The organism is Spirosoma luteum DSM 19990, from assembly GCF_000374065.1.
GTDB classification, from domain to species: domain Bacteria; phylum Bacteroidota; class Bacteroidia; order Cytophagales; family Spirosomataceae; genus Spirosoma; species Spirosoma luteum.
On the sequence record NZ_KB893267.1, the window covers coordinates 43,086 to 60,771 of the forward strand.

General features: G+C 52.7%; 16 protein-coding genes. 6 read left to right on the top strand and 10 right to left on the bottom strand.

Going from position 1 to position 17,686, the window contains the following annotated elements:
• Positions 1–169: 169 nt before the first annotated feature.
• Together B156_RS0117965 and B156_RS0117975 are read right to left on the bottom strand one after the other, a co-directional pair.
• Complete coding sequence (locus B156_RS0117965) at positions 170–1,036, bottom strand: hypothetical protein (RefSeq protein ID WP_245563775.1); 867 nt, start codon at positions 1,034–1,036, stop codon at positions 170–172.
• A 242-nt stretch (positions 1,037–1,278) separates the two neighbouring features.
• Positions 1,279–1,812, bottom strand: coding sequence for a DUF2911 domain-containing protein (locus B156_RS0117975; RefSeq protein WP_018621165.1), 534 nt, complete (start codon positions 1,810–1,812; stop codon positions 1,279–1,281).
• Positions 1,813–1,967: 155 nt separating this feature from the next.
• On the opposite strand from B156_RS0117975, the gene B156_RS0117980 reads away from it, so the two are divergent.
• Positions 1,968–3,761 carry an acyl-CoA dehydrogenase gene (locus B156_RS0117980; RefSeq protein WP_018621166.1) on the top strand — a complete coding sequence of 598 codons (1,794 nt, stop codon included), beginning with the start codon at positions 1,968–1,970 and terminating at the stop codon, positions 3,759–3,761.
• Positions 3,762–3,834: 73 nt separating this feature from the next.
• Here the strand turns inward: B156_RS0117980 and B156_RS0117985 are convergent, their stop codons facing one another.
• From B156_RS0117985 to B156_RS0118000, 3 genes are all read right to left on the bottom strand, one after another.
• Complete coding sequence (locus B156_RS0117985; RefSeq protein ID WP_018621167.1) at positions 3,835–5,043, bottom strand: FAD-dependent monooxygenase; 1,209 nt, start codon at positions 5,041–5,043, stop codon at positions 3,835–3,837.
• Between the two features lie 516 nt (positions 5,044–5,559).
• Positions 5,560–8,640, bottom strand: a complete 3,081-nt coding sequence (locus tag B156_RS0117995) for a PD-(D/E)XK nuclease family protein (RefSeq protein WP_018621169.1) — start codon at positions 8,638–8,640, stop codon at positions 5,560–5,562.
• 79 nt (positions 8,641–8,719) lie between these two features.
• Positions 8,720–9,316, bottom strand: a complete 597-nt coding sequence (locus B156_RS0118000; RefSeq protein WP_026260893.1) for a MiaE family protein — start codon at positions 9,314–9,316, stop codon at positions 8,720–8,722.
• Between the two features lie 87 nt (positions 9,317–9,403).
• Between B156_RS0118000 and msrA the strand changes: the two genes are divergently transcribed.
• From msrA to B156_RS0118020, 4 genes are all read left to right on the top strand, one after another.
• Positions 9,404–10,090, top strand: a complete 687-nt coding sequence (gene msrA, locus B156_RS0118005) for a peptide-methionine (S)-S-oxide reductase MsrA (RefSeq protein WP_018621171.1) — start codon at positions 9,404–9,406, stop codon at positions 10,088–10,090.
• Between the two features lie 185 nt (positions 10,091–10,275).
• The gene (locus B156_RS0118010) at positions 10,276–10,986 is read left to right on the top strand and encodes a hypothetical protein (RefSeq protein ID WP_018621172.1); all 711 of its coding nucleotides are present in this window, start codon (positions 10,276–10,278) and stop codon (positions 10,984–10,986) included.
• Between the two features lie 120 nt (positions 10,987–11,106).
• Positions 11,107–12,120, top strand: a complete 1,014-nt coding sequence (locus B156_RS0118015) for a hypothetical protein (protein WP_018621173.1) — start codon at positions 11,107–11,109, stop codon at positions 12,118–12,120.
• Between the two features lie 135 nt (positions 12,121–12,255).
• A complete protein-coding gene (locus tag B156_RS0118020; protein ID WP_018621174.1) occupies positions 12,256–13,320 on the top strand; it encodes an acetate and sugar kinases/Hsc70/actin family protein in 1,065 nt (354 codons plus the stop codon).
• A gap of 87 nt (positions 13,321–13,407) precedes the next feature.
• On the opposite strand, the gene B156_RS0118025 is transcribed toward B156_RS0118020, so the two are convergent.
• Positions 13,408–14,550 carry a pyridoxal phosphate-dependent aminotransferase gene (locus tag B156_RS0118025; protein ID WP_018621175.1) on the bottom strand — a complete coding sequence of 381 codons (1,143 nt, stop codon included), beginning with the start codon at positions 14,548–14,550 and terminating at the stop codon, positions 13,408–13,410.
• 257 nt (positions 14,551–14,807) lie between these two features.
• Between B156_RS0118025 and B156_RS31450 the strand changes: the two genes are divergently transcribed.
• Complete coding sequence (locus B156_RS31450; RefSeq protein WP_018621176.1) at positions 14,808–14,963, top strand: hypothetical protein; 156 nt, start codon at positions 14,808–14,810, stop codon at positions 14,961–14,963.
• A gap of 82 nt (positions 14,964–15,045) precedes the next feature.
• Here B156_RS31450 and B156_RS31955 read toward each other — a convergent pair whose 3' ends face one another.
• The 4 genes from B156_RS31955 to B156_RS0118045 form a co-directional block, all read right to left on the bottom strand.
• Positions 15,046–15,345, bottom strand: a complete 300-nt coding sequence (locus tag B156_RS31955) for a phytanoyl-CoA dioxygenase family protein (RefSeq protein WP_211211233.1) — start codon at positions 15,343–15,345, stop codon at positions 15,046–15,048.
• Positions 15,273–16,082, bottom strand: coding sequence for a hypothetical protein (locus B156_RS29390; RefSeq protein WP_211211234.1), 810 nt, complete (start codon positions 16,080–16,082; stop codon positions 15,273–15,275). Before B156_RS29390 ends, B156_RS31955 begins: the two co-directional genes overlap by 73 nt.
• 90 nt (positions 16,083–16,172) lie before the next feature.
• Entirely contained in the window at positions 16,173–16,661 is a 489-nt protein-coding gene (locus tag B156_RS0118040; RefSeq protein ID WP_018621177.1) for a hypothetical protein, read from the bottom strand.
• A 9-nt stretch (positions 16,662–16,670) separates the two neighbouring features.
• Positions 16,671–17,663, bottom strand: coding sequence for a sulfotransferase family protein (locus tag B156_RS0118045; RefSeq protein ID WP_157627090.1), 993 nt, complete (start codon positions 17,661–17,663; stop codon positions 16,671–16,673).
• Positions 17,664–17,686 lie beyond the last annotated feature (23 nt).

Sequence of the window (17,686 nt, forward strand, 5' to 3'; positions counted from 1 at the left end):
GGTCAGGGCAACATCGGCACCGTAAACTATAAATACTCAAACCACGAGCGAAAGCCCATATACTACCAACGAAAAACACCGCCTTCTCAACAATTGAGCAAAGGCGGTGTTTTTCGTTGTATCTGCTATAATCGGGTAAAGAGTTTTCTCGTCTTTATTGCGTAAGCTATCAGCGCCCTAAACGGCTTTTTCCCTGTATGTTCAAAACCTTGGCCTGATTGCGCTGGGTAGAAAAGGAGTAGCGGAGTGTAACACCATAGCTCATGCCCGAACCCGTTCCCTGTAGGGTAGCCATTTGTGGTGCTTCACGGAGCGCCGTATACGTCACGTTAGTCGTTACTACATCGGTAAGGCCCCAGAGTTTACGAGCCGACAAGCCCAAATCGAAGGAATTACTAAGCCGTACGTTGTATTCAACGCCCAACTCAGCTAAAGCAGCTGTTTGCGACTGAACGGTTGTCTGGCTGGTTAAACGGAACGGTTCGTGCGTTTCCCACTGGGAATGATACCGGTAACCGCTGGCGGAGAAATTAGTTGTTGGCTGGTTATTACCGGGCAGCATCCACATACCGCCACTAACCCAGAAACCCGACCGAAGCCAGGGCTTACTGGTCGACAGGACAAGACGCTTCGCGCGCAGGGTAAAGGCGTTACGCACGTCGATAGACCGGATCGAAACCGATGGATTGGTTTGGGAAATAGCCAGTTGCGTATGTATAGGAATCCGGGAATAGCTTCCTTCAACAGCCCACGTTTCGCGGTGAGACCAGCCGAGCGTAACGCCCCCACTTGCCTTACCCACGGCATTGGTTTCAATCAGGCCATCATAGGCGTTATCAAGCTGGGCGCGGTCGGTCTTGATAAAGCCATCAAGGGCAACATACCAGCGGTCACGAATCTGCGGACCACCATACCGACTCAGTAACCGCTGATACTGCTGGTGGATCTGAGTAACCCGGTAATAGTCCGTAATACCCTGCCCACTGGCGGGTAGTACAGCCAAACCGATTAGTATATACAGTAAGTAGTGTTTCATCATGCAGCATCCAAAAAGTCCTATTGCAAATAACGATATAATCATTTGTTTGTTAACCACTTACGGTATTTATTTTCACCAGTGGTCAATATTACCCTTATTTTCATCGTTTGTGGCCTTTTCCAACCAATTTCCAGTCAAAAAACGCCTGATTTCATCCCATTTAGCCGGGGCATAAAAAAGCGAAACCCGGTCTGACTGACCGGGTTTCGCTTAACCTATTTCCGTTACGCTGGTTCGTCTTACGAACCGTGCTTCATGACCGGAACCGAAACGGTCATGTTGTCCCAGGCAATAGCGATGCTGTTGTTGGCCGGGGTAATGGTCATTTTCTCGATGGGTGTCTTATTCATGGACACCGGCACTTTTACCATGGCCACATCGGTACCCTTGATTTTGTCGTAATCGAAAGCACCCCACTGGCCCAGTGTGCTGTTCAGAATAACACTCCACTCTTTTTCGCCGGGGATGGTGTACAGCGTGTAGGTACCCGCTTTCACCATTTTTCCACCGAACATAACGTCACTTTTGAAGGTCACTTCGGTGGCGTTGTTGGCACCGGTACGCCACACTTTTCCGTACTTCTCCAGACTGGCCGACCCTTCGGGACCAAAAATAACCCGTCCTTTTTTGGAGGGCTGGCTGTAAACCACCTGAATGTTTTTGTCAGGACTTTCAACGGTTAATTTCGGACTGGCGGGTGCTTTTTTATCCTGTGCCTGTACCAGTGAAACCATCGTCAGAAATAAAGTGAATGCTGCAATTAAATTTTTCATGATTGCAAAGTTGGTTGGTTTGATAATCAGTTAATAAACGTTATAAATCCCGGTATAGTTTTTTCGGGTATATTAACGTTGGTTTAAAAACGATAAATTAGCTTTTCGTATCCGTTCAGCCGTCAACTGGTTTTATCCCATAAACAACGCCCACTATGGCAACCACTTATTTCAGCAAACGTAATCTACACTTCCTGCTCCACGAAGTATTCAAAGCCGAAGAACTTACCAAATACGCCTATTTCAGTGCCCACGACCGCGAAACATTCAACCTCGTGCTGGACTCGGCTACCTACATTGCCGATACGCTCATGCATCCGTACCTGAAAGAGGTAGATAGAAATCAGCCCGAACTGAAAAATGGGCAGGTGACGGTGCATCCCAAAGTGAAAGAATACATAAAAGCGGTGGGCGAAGCCGGGATTATCGGGGCAGGATTTCCGTTTGAACAGGGCGGCCAGCAACTTCCCGAAATGATCAGTTCCTGCATCGGATTTATCCTGATGGCAGCCAACAACGGGATGATGTACATCGGTCTTACCTCGGGGGCGGCTCACCTGGTCACGTCCTTCGGCACCCCCGAACTCATCGAAACATACGTGCCTAATATGCTGAATGGCAAATGGCAGGGTACTATGGCCCTTACGGAACCACAGGCCGGCTCGTCGCTGTCGGACGTAACCACGTCAGCCACGCCCCAGCCCGATGGATCGTACAAAATCAGGGGGCAGAAAGTGTTTATCTCGGCGGGCGACCATGATGCTACCGACAATATCATTCACCTCATGCTGGCCCGCATCGACGGGGCACCGAAGGGTACGAAAGGTATCTCGCTGTTCGTGGTGCCCAAATACCGCCTTGATGGACAGCCCAACGATGTGACGTCCACGGGGGTGTACCACAAGATGGGCCAGAAAGGCGTGCCCGCCATGCACCTCACGATGGGTTCCAATGACGATACCATTGGGTACATCGTCGGTGAGCCGCATCAGGGATTGCCTTATATGTTCCAAATGATGAACGAAGCCCGAATTGGGGTGGGCATGACGGCAGCCGCCATCGCTACGGCGGCTTATCACGCAGCTCTGGAGTACGCAAAAGAACGCCCGCAGAGTCGGCGATTGAACCAGAAAGGGCAACTGGATGCGCCCCAGACGGCTATCATCAACCACCCCGACGTGCGCCGGATGCTTCTGTTCCAGAAAGCGGTAACGGAAGGTTCGTTATCCCTGCTGATTGAAGCGGCCCGGCTGTACGACATCAGTCAGGTGGCCGAGGGCGAGGAGAAAGAGAACGCGTTTCTGCTGCTCGATTTGCTGATGCCGGTGGCCAAATCGTACCCCTCCGAAATGGGTGTTCAGTCGGTCAGTCAGAGTTTGCAGACGTTCGGCGGGTACGGCTTCACGGAAGATTTCCCGGTGGAACAACTCTACCGCGACATTCGCATTACGCCCATTTACGAAGGCACTACCGGTATTCAGGCGCAGGATTTACTCGGTCGCAAAATGACGATGAAGGGCGGAAAGGCCCCGCAATTGCTGTTTGCCGAAATGCAGCGAACTATTGCCGAAGCCAGCACCCACAACGACCTGAAACGCTACGCTGACCAACTCTCGGACGAACTAAGCCGGGTGCAGGACGTGATGAAAAGCCTGATGCCCCACGTGATGCAGGGCGACATGGAACGGTACCTCTCCGATGCGACCTTATTCCTGGAGTTTTTCGGGATTGTGGTGGTGGCGTGGCAGTGGCTAAAGCAAGCCGTAGTGGCGCAGGAAACTCTACTCACCCAAAACCCGCAGGGCGATGAACTGGCCTTTTACGAAGGCAAGCTGCACACCATGAAGTTCTATTTCCACTACGAAGTCCCTAAAACGCTGGGCCTCGCCGTGCGGTTGAAAGACCCGGAAGTGCTGACCATCGTAACAGAGAAAGAGCTGGCCTTGTAAGGATTAGTCAGGCCATTTCCAGCAGTATATCAGCCGGTATATCCAGTCGGATAGATAGTACTTTACCCGCCGACTAAAAGCCATAGCGAGGCAATTCAATTCCATTTAGCTGATTTTCGTCCTGGACGGTAGACGGTCTGAAACGATTCATGACCTTCTTGACGGCCTTGCTGGATATCAGGCCCGCCAGTTTATTTATGATGGCCACTCCGGTGGCGGTGGTTGGGTAGAGTAAATGGGGAACACCGGGTGGTAGCCGTTGCACCGATTCAACATAAGGGCGCATGAGTTTTTCGTAACTGGCAAACGCATCCTGATACCGCTCATGGCGCGATAATTCACCAGCGAGTAGATAAGCTCCTACCATCGCCAGGGTAACTCCTTTGCCCGTAAGGGGTGAGGGGCAATAGGCCGCATCGCCAATCATGCCCAGACGGCCCCTGAACCAATGAGGAGCTTTAATCTGACCGATACCATCGAAATAATATTCCTCCCCTTTTTCGAGGGCCTCCGTCAGTCGGGACGCTTCCCAACCGGCATCGGATAGCTTTTGTACCAGCAATTGTTTCTGATCATGCGGGTCCAGCTTCTCAAAGGCTGCTGGCGGATAAAGAAAGAAAAAGGACGCCCTGGTCGTTCCCTTGCTATCCGGCCGAAGCAGTAGTATCCGCGACTTATTAGCCGTATACCAGCGGGCCCAGCTGGTATCGGTCTCCGTTCTGGGAATGGTCAGGTAAGCGACACACAGACCCAGGTACTTGAAAACCGATTCGTCGTTGAACATCAGTTTTCTGGTTTTAGACCGAATGCCATCGGCGGCAATGACTAACTCGTAGGTTTCCTGTTGTCCATCCGAAAAGGTGACCCTTACCTGCTCGTCGTTCTGTTCCAGCTGGCTAATCTGGGTGTTGAACCGGTACGTTACGTTTTGCCTGGTGTGTTCATAGAGTATATTGACCAGATCTCCTCTCAAAATCTCCATCTCATCGGTTATACTGAGCGGGTGGTCTCCGGCGAAAGCAGCCGCGACCCGGTTATGCCTGTCAACCCATTGAATACCAACTTCGTTTGAGCCGACCGCTCGGATTTCATCCTCAATTCCCATCCAGCGGGCAATCGGCCTGGCAGGTCCGCTGGCATCAATACTTTGTCCGCCCAATCGGAGCGAAGGTGCCTTTTCAACGATGGTAACCTTAAATCCGTGTTTGTGTAGCCAATACGCTAACGTTGGTCCCGCAATACTGGCCCCCGAAATAAGAATTCTAGTCTTTTCCTGTGTCATAATCGCCTGACAAATTATCGATTGTTTTTTGAGGCTTAATTCCTGTGTGACAAAAAGGACACCTATCAGGTGCCCCTATAATCGTCAAATCTCCTGTTGAATGCCGGACTGTATAGTCCATTTCGCATTTTTTAATACTCACCAACGCCAATATCGCCCGCAAGCTACCCTCTGTTTCACCGTTTTACCCGCCCTTCTGATAGAGCGTCGTTCTACAGGCATGGGATCTAAAGAGCGGACACCCCGCATATTCTCCCTGCCGGATTTGGCTCAATCAGGCGGGTATAGCGCAGCAGAGTATAGCCGGAAACCGCACTACATATTATTGTGCGCGATTTTGTGAAATCATGCACGAATAATTCACTGGTTACTACCACCTTTCAGCTTGTTGAACTCTCAAAAATGCTGTCTTATATTCGTATCAAAATTAAAGAAATGACTCCATTTTCACACATCCAAACCCGTTTCATCCTGTTTACCTAACGGTAGTAAAAGCTCGGAATTCTGCTTGCTCCCCTACCGCCCGCAGATGCCTTTGAAATCGCAGTATTGGCAGGTATCCAGTTTATCGGTTTTGCGAAAAGGTTCGTTCACGTCGAGGAGCCGGTGGATTAATTGTTGCAGCAGGGCTTCCGAATCCCGGATGTACTGGTCGGGGTCGTCGTTGCTGTCGAAGCGAACGGGGTTAGTCTTGAAGCCCCCCTGTACATCCCGGAAGGAGTAAAAACCGGCTTCTACCGGCATGCCTTGTGCGGGGAAAATATCTAGTTTGGCCCGGTCGCGGGGCAGGCCGCCGTGTTCCTGAATGTTTTTCAGGGCCAGGTAGCGGTAAAGCCATACCTGCCGCATCTTCTCCTGCGCCCCGTCGCCCAGCAGTTTTTCCAGCAGGTCTTCTTTCTTCACGTCCGGCAATTTGACGCTACCGGTCTTATAGTCGACAATACGAATGATATCGCCGTACTGCTCAATGCGGTCTACCTTGCCCGCTATCCGAACCCGGATGGTGTCGCCCCCGTCCATTGGCACGGTCAGGTAGGTTTCCAGCGTTTGTTCCGTACCAATTACCGTCAACCCAGTCAGTTTGCCCTGCTCCTGCTGAAAATCGAGCATCAGCTTCTGGGCCAGTTCATAGAGCAGCAGGTTCATGCCCGACTCGATTACCCGCCCTTTCATGGACTTGTTGAACTCTTCGGCCAGCAGGTTCCGGATAATCGTCTCGTCAACAGGCTTGTTCAGCAATTTATAGTCCTGGTCCAGCCGTTCCAGCACCTTGTGGACCCAATCGCCAAACTGGGCCACACCCATTTTTTCCTCGATGTCTTCCTCCTCGCTGATCTTCACAATCCGGCTGAAGTAAAACCGCATGGAGCAGGAAATAAACTGGTTCAGGTAGGACGGATATAGCCCTTTTCCGGTTAGGGTCTTGATGAGTTCGGCGCGAATGGTTTCGGTTTTGGGCACGCTCAGCGTCGATAAATCAGCGACTTTACTATCGCCCTTCCGGCCAAAGCGTACCGTTGGTTTGATCAGCTGAATGCGCGGATGCCGGAGTCGGGTGGCCTCTTCCAATCGTCCTTCGCTAAACAGCGTTTCCCGTTCCGTTTCCGACAGCCGGTTCGCTTTCTCAACCAGTTCATGTTCCAGTTGCCGGATATAGCGGCTTGGCTCCCCTTTACTGTTGCCGTACGCATCGGTCGAGGTGGTGTGTAGTAGCACAATATCGGTAGCCCGTTGCAGCAGCCGGTAGAAGTGATAGGCCATCACGGCTTCCTGCTCGCGGTAGGTGGGCATCTTCAGTTCGGCGGCAATATCGAACGGAATCAGGGAGTTGAGTTTCCGCGACTGGGGCAATATACCTTCGTTGACCGACAGGATAATGACCCGCTCAAAATCCAGCGCCCGGGTTTCCAGCATCCCCATAATCTGCAACCGGCTTTTGCCTTCACTCGTAAACGGAATGCTCGTTTGCCGGATGAGTTCGTACAGAAACTGCCGGAAACTCTTCACCGTCACGGGCGTACCGTCTTCCAATTCGGCCTGCCGGTCCAGCGTGGCTTCCAGCTGCTTGAGCAGGGTAAAAAACAGGTACAGGTACTCGATTTCGATGGCATCCTGGCTCACCCGATACACATCCCGCAGTTGTTCAATGAGGTCGTAGAACAGTCGGATAGCCCGCATGGGGTCTTCGTTCGGCCAGCGCGCAAACAGAATCTGCACTAGCGGATCGTCCTGCCCTAACTCCCTTATTTCCTGTTCGGTCAGGTACACGCGCTGCTCCTTCACGATTTCTTTGGCAATCCACTGGAACAGCGGCTCCGGTGGCAGCACCTCTCCCGTTTCCGCAAAGCCACCCGGCCATGTCAGGTTCCTGATACGTTCGTACTGCTTCACAAACGGGTGATTCAGCACTTTTACGACGTGGCGGTGGTGGTATTTGGGAATGCGCAGGTCGCGCCCGTCTTTCGTTCGGAACTCGTGTACCGTCCGCTGCATCTCGAACAGCGTGTCCACCAGCGTGAACAGTAGCGACGATTTGAGCGACAGGCCCATCGTAACGTTCAGGTCAACTACGCTTTCGTCCAGGGCGTAGAGCACCGGAATCAGCAGGGTTTCGTCGGCGAGAACGATGGCGGTTTTGGGTGAGCGACGGGCTGTTGCCGATGCCGGATCGAATCCGTTCGTGTCGTATTGCTCCTCGGCTTTCCACTCGCTTAAGATCTTCCCGGCCACCTTCGCCTGCATACTGGCGTTGGGCACCCCGACGATACGGATGTTTTTTTCGGTCCCCAGCAAATCGTTAGACAGATCGTTATTATTCTGAGCGGAGAACAGCCAGCCCTCCTTCCGGTACCGGCGCAGGAATTCGCCGGACTCCTGCCGCCAGTCGTTGATATAATACTGGTCGGCATCCCAGAAAATTTCCGCCTTCTGCGCATTCAGCAGTATCTGAATGATGTGCTCTTCGGCACGACTCAGGGCGTTGAAACCCACGAAATACACCCGTTCGTAGGCCAGGTTATCCCGAATCTGCGCTTCCACATTTTGGGCCAGTCGCCGGTAGGCCATGCCCCGGTAGGCCAGCCCCTGCCGGTCAAGCCGCTCTTGTAAGGCCTTGTAGGCAGTGTGCAGGTTCTCGAAGAGTTTGAAATAGCGCGCCGTACCCGCCGTTTCCAGGATGGGAGCCGCCTGGGGAGGGGCGTTCACCTGCCAGCGTTTCAGGGCCTCGGCCGCCGTCAGGTAACTGAATAGTTCGGATGGGCTGACGAGGTACTGGTCAATGCGGTCAAAATCGGCGAGCAGTACGGTGGCCCAGCCAATAAACTGCTCAAACTCGACCAATGGGTCAATCGCCCGGAAAACCTCGTAGAGTTCAAACAACAGGCTGACCGAGTCTATTAACTGCACTCCGGCAGCCTGGGTAATAAAATCATCGACGGCTAGAGCGTGGGGAGCCAGAAAAGGCCGGTCAGACAACGCCGACAGTTCGTCCAGAAAGACCGAAACGGCCCGGCGTGTGGGGAGTATCACCCAAATCTCGCTCATGCTTTCGCCGTGAGCATCAAAAATTCGTTGAGCAGTTTGCTGTAAAAACGTCATTAACTAAGTACTGTGGAAAGCATCGTACAGTAAAGTTAACCCATTACCCGGCGACTACGGCCGACCCGGCAAACTATTCTTAATGCATCCGGTCGCTCCGCAAGCCCAGTGACTGCATAATGCCGGCTTCTTCGACCAGGAATTCTTTCCACCGCTCCCGAACGCGCTGGGCGGGTACGTACGTTTCGGCTAGTTCGATAAAACTACGGTAATGCCCCGCTTCCGAAATCATCAGTTCGTGGTAGAACTTCCGAAGTCCGTCATCAGCAATGTGTTCCGAAAGCAGTTTGAACCGTTCGCAGCTTCGGGCTTCAATCAGCGCGTTCATCAGCAGGTTGTCCATCATCTGTTCCAGGTAGTCGTTGATAGACCGGCGCAGGCGGCTTCGCAACTGATTGACGTATTCGTCCTTCCGCGGCCGTCCGAGCGGGATGTCGCGTTTGTGAAGTTCTTTCAATACCCGCTGAAAATGTCCCCACTCCTCGGCTACAATGGGGGTGAGTACGGCAATCAACTGCGGCTTATCGAAATACTGGACAATGAGCGAGATGCAGGACGAAGCCGCTTTCTGTTCGCAGTAGGCATGGTCGATCAGGATTTCGCCGATATTCATTTCGGCAATGTTGACCCAGCGCGGGTCCGTGGGCAGTTCAAGCCCCAGCGTAGTCAGTGACATATGGCAGCGAATCAAATCCAAAGATAAAGCTTTGCCAGCAAACGGGCGATTTCGCAACCTCCGGCCCTGGTTTTGTGTTCATTCGATATGAAATCAACGTATCGCTATTTTCTTGTTCCCCTATTCCTTTTCGGCCTGTTTGGACTGGTCGGTTGTCAGCAACAGTCATCCAGCGCCACAGTAGCCAGTACGGACACCAGTCCGGCTACCCTGCCCACGCTGCAACCCGGCGAAGCAGTGGCTACCTTTGCCGCTGGCTGTTTCTGGTGTACCGAAGCCCAGTTCGAATCCCTGCGGGGTGTGCGTGAAGTAGTGTCGGGCTACGCCGGTGGTGAGCTGGACAAGCCAACGTATGAGCAGGTCGGCAGCGGGCAAACGGGTCACGCCGAATCCTTCCAGGTGTATTATGACCCAAAGGTTATTCCGTTCGACACCCTCGTCAAAGCGTTTTTCATTGGGCACGATGCCAGTTCGCTGAATCGGCAGGGGCCGGACGTGGGTACGCAATACCGCTCCATTGCCTTCTACCGGACACCCGCCGAAAAAGCCGTTATCGAAGCCGCCATTCAGCGCGAAAACGCATCCGGGCACTACAGTCGCCCCGTTGTAACCCAGGTTTTACCGTTCAAGGAGTTCTTTCCGGCAGAGGTCTACCACCAGGGTTACTACTACAGTCACCCCAGTGAGCTATATGTCAGCAGCGTTTCGAGGCCCAAAGTCGAGAAGTTCCGGGACCGGATGGCGAGCTGGCTGAAACCGGATGTAAAAAACTAATTGTTTCAGACATTCGGCCCGCCCTGGGGCATTTTGTCAGGTCCCGCAACCGTTCGGCCAAATCTGATATTGCGGGAATGAACCGAACCTCGTAACATTGTTCAGTAATTCAACGAACGGATTGCCCCGCATGGAGTGCCCAGCATGGAGTGCCCAGCGGGATTTCCGGTAACTGACTGAATACAATGCCTGAACCAGACAAATCCATTGGCCAGAAAATCCTGAGCTTCTTTGTGAAGGAGGATGAACCGGGCGTTGCCACGGGTACGCCCCCGGCTCCTGCTGCAGCCGCAACACCCCGCCCCGCCCCGGTGCCCGACCAGATCCAGCCCGGCTCCACATCTTCTACCGCCCCCCCTTCGGAAGCAGTCGACGCAAAGTTTGCCGAACACCTCGCCAACGTACTCGCGCAGAGTAATCCGCCGGGACCCGATTATTTCGAGTTTCGCGAAACACTCCGCAGCCTGAATAACCTCGGCCTGTCCGAAGAAAAGCAGTTTCAGGCGGCCTGGGCAAGTTTCAAAGCGCTCGCCGGGCCAAATGGCCCGGCTGACGTAAATACGTTGACGAGCACGGCAAATGGGTATATTGCGGCCCTGAACAAGGACCGGGATGGGTTCGGCAAGAGCGTGGAGGCAGCGCTGGCGGATCGGGTTGGTGGCTTGCAGAACGAACAGAAACGCCTGCAATCGGAAAACGAAGCCCTGGCGAAGCAACTGGTTGAGATTCAGAAACAAATCGATACCAACAAAAACCGGCTCACAGCCATTGAAGGCGATATTAGCGAACAAAGCGCGAAGATTACACAGAACCAACAGCGGTACGAGTCGACCTTTGCCCACTTCCAGAACCAGATTAAAGGCGATATTAACAAAATGACACAGTATCTAAAATAAGGTATGAGGTATTCAGTTTACGGTTTATCGTTTTTGGTTGGCTGGCTCCAGCCTAAGCGATCCAATACAAACCGTAAACTATAAATCGTAAACCACAAACCATAAACCTAATTCCAATCAATGGCAACTCCCGATTTTTCTCAACTTGGCGGTAGAACGGACACCGAAAAACGGTCGTTCTGGAGCCGTCCCGAAGGTATTCTGGGCATGATTGTGCTGGCCGGTGTGGCTGGCTTCGGCCTGGTCTACTTCAACCGGATCATTGAATTTCTGATTCGGGCAACGTCCAATATTCTCGAACTTGGCCTGTTGCTGGGTGCGCTGGGCGTATTGATTTTTCTGTTCACCAGCAAAGACGTTCGCACCGCTGTTTTCTTCCTGTTCAAGTCGATGATGCGGAGCATTACGGGCACGGTTATCCAACTGAATCCCATTGCGATCATGAAAATTTACGTGCAGGATTTGCGTGAAAAGCGTGAAAAAATGCAGGGACAGATTAACACGCTGGCGGGTCAACTGGTGAAACTGAACAAGAAAATCAACGAGAACAACGAAACCATCAAGCAGAAGTTTGCCGAAGCCAACAAAGCAAATTCCCTGAGCGACAGGCCCGGTATGCGGGAGTCGGCCCAGCTGGCCACCATTGAGGGAGCAGGCTTGCAGGAGATGAACGAAAAGCTGTTTCCGCTGCAACGCAACATGAAGCAGGTGCTGGCCTTTATGGAAAAAGTGAACCAGAGCGCCGACTACATCATCAAGGAAACCGAGATAAAAGTCCGCCTGAAAGAAACCGAATACCAGATTGTAAAGGAGAGCTCAAACGCCCTGAAAACGGCGGTCAGCATCTTCAAGGGCGACCCCGACAAGAAGTTTTACTTCGACCAGTCGATGGAATACATTCAGGACGACATGAGCCAGAAACTCGGCGAAATGAAGCGGGCCATGGACCTGTCGATGGATTTTATCAACGGCGTCGATATTCAGAACGGCATCCTGTCTGACAAAGGCGTAGCCCTGTTGGAAGCTTACAACAAAGGTGAATTCAAAATGGTCCAGTTGGATGCACCAGCTCAACCCGTCATCCTCGGCCCCACCCCGGCGAAAGACGCCGGGTACAAAAATTTGTTAGACTAAATTCAATATTGAATGAGTGAATTTTGACTGATTGAATAGAAACGAATAGCTATTCTTTCATTCGACCTTTCACCGCACGAGCGGCCGGCACTTATTCACTTATTCGCAATTGACTCATTCAAAACTAATATTCCTATGCAACGTTTAACCGTGGCCGGTCGGCTGCTCATCACGGCCCTCGTTCTGGCCGGTATCTTCTTCGCGTTCCGCTACTTCGGTGGTAATGAAGCCCTGCGCAAACTGTCGCCCAAAGAACAGGAAACCGCCGAGTCCCAAACACTACCCAGCCCGGACAACCAGACAACGGATGGCTCATCCGACGAAGCAACGTCTACCGCATCGTCCTCCGACAAGTCGGGTTCATCGGACAATACAGCCACCGATCAGCCAAAGCAGGCGTTCAGCTACACTGCCCCCGAACCCCAAAACGGGCAACTGAAGGGAGTGGTTGAACTGGGAGCCAGCGGCTTCAATTCGTTCATTATCCGGGTAGATGGCCAGAAACGCTGGAAACTGGAAAAAGCGGAGTTCAACAACAGCCTTGTGCTGGAAAACATGGCGACGGACAATGACATTCGGATGGGTTTGAAAAGCTACATCGGCAAGATGCTCGACTTTGGTGTGGGTGGGCGCAACATCCACTTTGTGGTCAGTTCAGGGGCGCAGAAAGCCGAGGGGACGCAGAAAATCACCCGCGTACTGAAATCCCTGAACTACGTTGTCAATACCGTTACGGCGGAGCAGGAAGGTTCCCTGGCGTTACGGGCGGTGTTGCCATCTGAGTTTTACAGCAACTCCTTCGTAACGGATATTGGTTCGGGCAACACCAAAATTTCCTGGAAAGAAGGCAGCTCGACCAAAGCACTGGAAACGTATGGGGCCAAGTACTTCCAGAACGGCACCTCTGCCGAAACCGTAGCGACCGAAGTACAGGCGAAAGCCAAACAGGTGCCTGCCGACCATCGCAAAACCTGTTTTATCATCGGGGGCGTACCGTTCGAACTAGCCAAAGCCGTTCGGAACGGGAAAGAGCGTTATACCATACTCGATGCCCCATCGGATTACACCAAAATGGAAGACGCTAAATCGAAGGCAGGTCTGACCATTTACAAAGCCATTGCCGACGCTACGGGCTGCAACCAGTTCGTGTTCGACTGGGATGCCAACTTCACCATCGGCTACCTGCTGACGCTGAATTAACTTACGAACGTACCGCAAACGAAACCGGGGTAGCACGCTGTGCTACCCCGGTTTCGTTTGTATGAATTGTATCTGCACTATCTATTCTTACGAAATCACTTTGAGTCCGTCGGCAAAGGCCTGCATCTGGGGCATGGTGCCCAGACTCACGCGGCACCAGTACTGCCCGTCGAATTTCCACTGACGGATGCTCACCCCCTGATCCATCATGCGGGTTACGAAATCCTCCCCCTTCATCCGAATCGGGAACATCACGAAGTTGGCCCCCGACGGCAGCGGCTCATAGGTATGCTCCTTCAATACGCCGTACAGATACTCCTTCGACTCTTTGGTTTTACCGAGCGAATAATTCACAAAATCCGTATCCTGCATACTAACCATAGCGGCCCGCAGCGTGGTCATACTCAGACCACTCCCACCGGTGGAGAACTTAGCGATCTCCTCCAGAATTTCGGGTTTGGCAATCATATACCCCATCCGCAAGCCAGCAAAACCGTGTACTTTCGAGAAGGTCTTGGTCACGATTACGTTGCTCCCTTTCATCACCATATCCACCATCGAATAGGCTTTTGGGTCGGGCGTGTAATGAATGTAGGCTTCGTCTACCAGGATGGGTGTTTTGGCACCAACGGCAGCGCAGAAAGCGCGCAGCTTAGCCGGGTCTACCGTTATGGCGGTTGGGTTGTTGGGGTTACAGAGGTACACCATACCCGTCTGACTGCCTACCCGCTCATTCAGTTTGTTCAGATTGATGTCGTACCCATCGGCCGCAACCAGTGGAACCTTGTCCATGCTGATACCATGCTTAAGCGACGTGCGGGGCAGGGCATCAAACGTAGGGTCGGGGGCAACGATGGTACGGCCCGCGTTGGGCCGGTAAGCCGCCCAGAGAGAAGCCGCTGTCAGCAGCTCACCCGAACCGGCACCCAGCAGTACGTACTCTTCCGGAACACCCTCCGTTTCGGCTACTTGCTTGCGGAATTTCCGGGCGTATTCCATGGCGTACAGATAGCCATCGGGCGCGGCCTCCGTAATGGTTTTCAGTGCTTTGGGCGAAGGACCGTAAGGGTTTTCATTTGCCGATAGCCGGGCCTTTAAAACACCTCCTTTCGGGGGTAGATAGCCTGCGGGAAGTTCGGGTTCCGGCTCACAAAAAGCAGCCGGAGCAGCCGCTAAACTCAAGCCTGATAACAGACTGGTCCGAAGCCAGTCACGACGATTGATTGCCATAGATGAACGTGTATTTATGCCGTTATACGTAAACTGGAAACACTGTTTTTTGCGGGGGCAGATGCCAGACGTGGTAAAAGAAGACAATCACCTGGCATACAGAACAAATATAAGATACTAGCCGACTCTATCAAGCTATAATTTATCCAGCACATCTTTTCGACACATAATATTCTGTATTATACAATATTTTCAGAATAAAATTATAATTGCTAACTCAATTTCGTTTCGCCATAAATCCGGGCCAGGGTTGGCTTATGGAAAGTGACGAACAAATTCCGGATATATCAGCAGAAACCCTTCAGCCTATTGAAGGAGGCCCGCTGGCCAGTACGACAGGCCAGTTGTTTACCAGATTTACCGGCCGCCAAAAGTCGCTGGTGGTTGGTATTGAGGATACGCTGGGACGGTAGTGGGGAGCCAAGATTTGACAACTACGGTAGCACCCCGTTTTGTTGACTAAACCAGCAGGAAAATAATGTACGAAGAAGCGGCTTACGACGAAAAAGACTGGTTAGTCATTTTTTGGGGTACAATCGGAGCATAATTGATGTACTGGACAAAGCGGGGTTCGTTGGCCGTGTTTGGACTGCTGCCGTGGGGTAAGGCATGGTGCCAGAGAATAAAATCGCCGACACTGGCCGCAATGGGTACTGGTCCCAAAGCAGTGAGGTCCTGCATTTGAGGGTCTTCCTGGGGAGGCAGTTCAGCTAACCAGTTGGCTAACCGGTGCTGGAAAGCGGGTACCAGGGTGAATGCTCCCTGATGCGCCTGCGTATCCGATAGGTAAAGCAATCCCTGCAAGCCAAAAGAAACGGGCCGACCGGCCGCACATCCCAGTGAAGACGGGGACCCGGAAACGACCAGTTTGTTGTTTCGGGTGGATTGAACCCTACCCGGTCGGTGGTGACCCACAAATCAGTACTCCCCCACAACTGCTCATACGCTCTCCGGATGCGGGATGATTCGCGGTTCCGGGTCAAAAGGGGGTGTTGAAATAACTGAACCATGATACCCTGCTTTCCGGGATGGGCATTGTACCAGGTATCCGGACGATGACGGTCTATCGCCAGAAAATCGCAGATCAGCTCAACGGTCTGGTCGCAATCCTGCCAGGGAACAGCATTTTTAACCACCACGTAGCCATACCGATCCCAATGAACAAGATCATCAGCCGACAGGGTTGAGGCTGTTTCCCCGTTGACTGGTTCAGTCTGTGAAGTGCCCGATAGCTGGGCATTAAAAGTCACAACGTTGCCGGCATTGGGAAGCCCGCCAATGGTAGCCTGAATCCAGTCCTCAAATTCAGCGAAGGTCGGAGCCGTAAGGTACAGATACTGAATGGTTGGTTCAAGGCCCAGGTTGAGGGCACTCAGAAGGGCAGTATCCAGATCGCTTTCCCCGTCGACCAAACTGCTGTCCAGCCGCCCCTGCCGGTTGGCCATCGCTTTGGCCCAGTAGCGTTTCAGCTGCATGATGCCTAACCGGCTCATTTCGGTCGAAGCGGCTAATTCGCTGGGTGGTGCTGGCATATTCTGAGAAATTAGGGCTGTAAGGGTAGAAAACAAGGCTGACCGGGGCTGGTTTTACTGCGTAGCTGGAACCCTGACCTTTTAGTTTGTTTACGGGCGCAACCAGCTTGTCATTTGTGGGAAGCCTCCTGCCACTGTCTGGTCCAGCGTCATACCCATCCAGACCAGCAGGGGTAACCCCACATACGTTTCCTGCGCAAACAGGCCAAGCAACCACTCACTGTCACCTTTGTAACCCGCCGGGTGAAAAACCACCGCTGCGGGGATTCCTATCTGCTGACAGGCGGCATAGGTCCATAAAATCACCGCCAGTTCGTCCCCCTGCTTGTCAGGCCGTCCGAGGGTAACGTCTTCGTATAACGACCAGCGTTCGGCGGGCAGGGTTACGGCTATATGGCCCGCTTCGTGGAGCAGGTTGCCCGGATACAGTAGTTTTGCTGGATCGACCAGTAACCGGCCCTGGTCAATCAAAATACCCGGCACAAAGGTGGACTGGCTTAGGGTTGTTTCACTAACCGGAATACCGATTTCGGCCAGAAAGGCATAAATCTGATCCAGGATGAAGGCTGAGGTATTCATGGTTCGTTATCAATCTACCGAAGATGTTCCTTTTTTCTGGCTTACCAACTGCTGGTAAAGTTGCCTGACCGGCTCCATATACGAACCGGGCATTGTCTGGGGTACAGCCTCCTGAAAGGGCTGATCGGGGTACTTGCTGTGGTACTGACTCCGCTGCTTCATGGCAGTCCGTTCGGCCGGAGTAGCATCTATCGTTACCAGCGTAGTGAGCTGCCCCAGCATGGCTACCCCACTGTCCTGATAAGGCAACGGATAAACATTTTCGTCTACCTCCTGTATGGCCAGCATCTGCTGAAAATAGCGTTCAAGCACCGCGGCCGTGTAGTGATCCTGATTCATGTGCCGGGTAAGGGCTGGATCAAACCCAAACAGTTCGGGTTCAATCAGGCCCGGAACGGCCTGCATCCCCCGGCGTTTCTGGTGGGACCGAATCACGGCGTCGGGCGAGCGGAACAACAGGATGAACGGAACCGTTGGGTACAGTCGGCGGAAAGTATCGTAGAACAGCAGATGCCAGCTATCCAATTTGATGAAGAATCGCGTTTCATTTCCCGTTCGCTGGCTGCCTATCAGGCGAATAACTGCTTTCAGCGCAGCATCCCGTTCATCAGGCGATAGGGAGATGGCAGGCTCACGGTAGGGTAACCGTAAAATCTCGTCAAGCAACGGCATTTCGGATAGCGTAATGTGCCGCTCGGGCAACCCCAGCAATTGAGAAAGCAGGGTGGAACCGCAACGGGATATGTGAAAGATAAAGGCGTTGGGCGAAATACTAACGCTTCCCTGAGCCGCCTGGATCAGACCATCCAGCGTAGTGGCCGAATGCCAGCCCGTAACGTTGACCGGATAGCTCTTGCAGCGGATGACTGTTTCCTCGAAAAAAGGCTCCGTAAAGCGGTGAGTACCCACGTAGAGCCACCGGAAAAGAAGTTGCTCGTCTACCACGCGTAGCTGGTAGGGAATCCAGTTCTCTAGCGGCTCATCCATCCATTCATTCGGCATCTGTTTGTACCGTTACGTTTGGT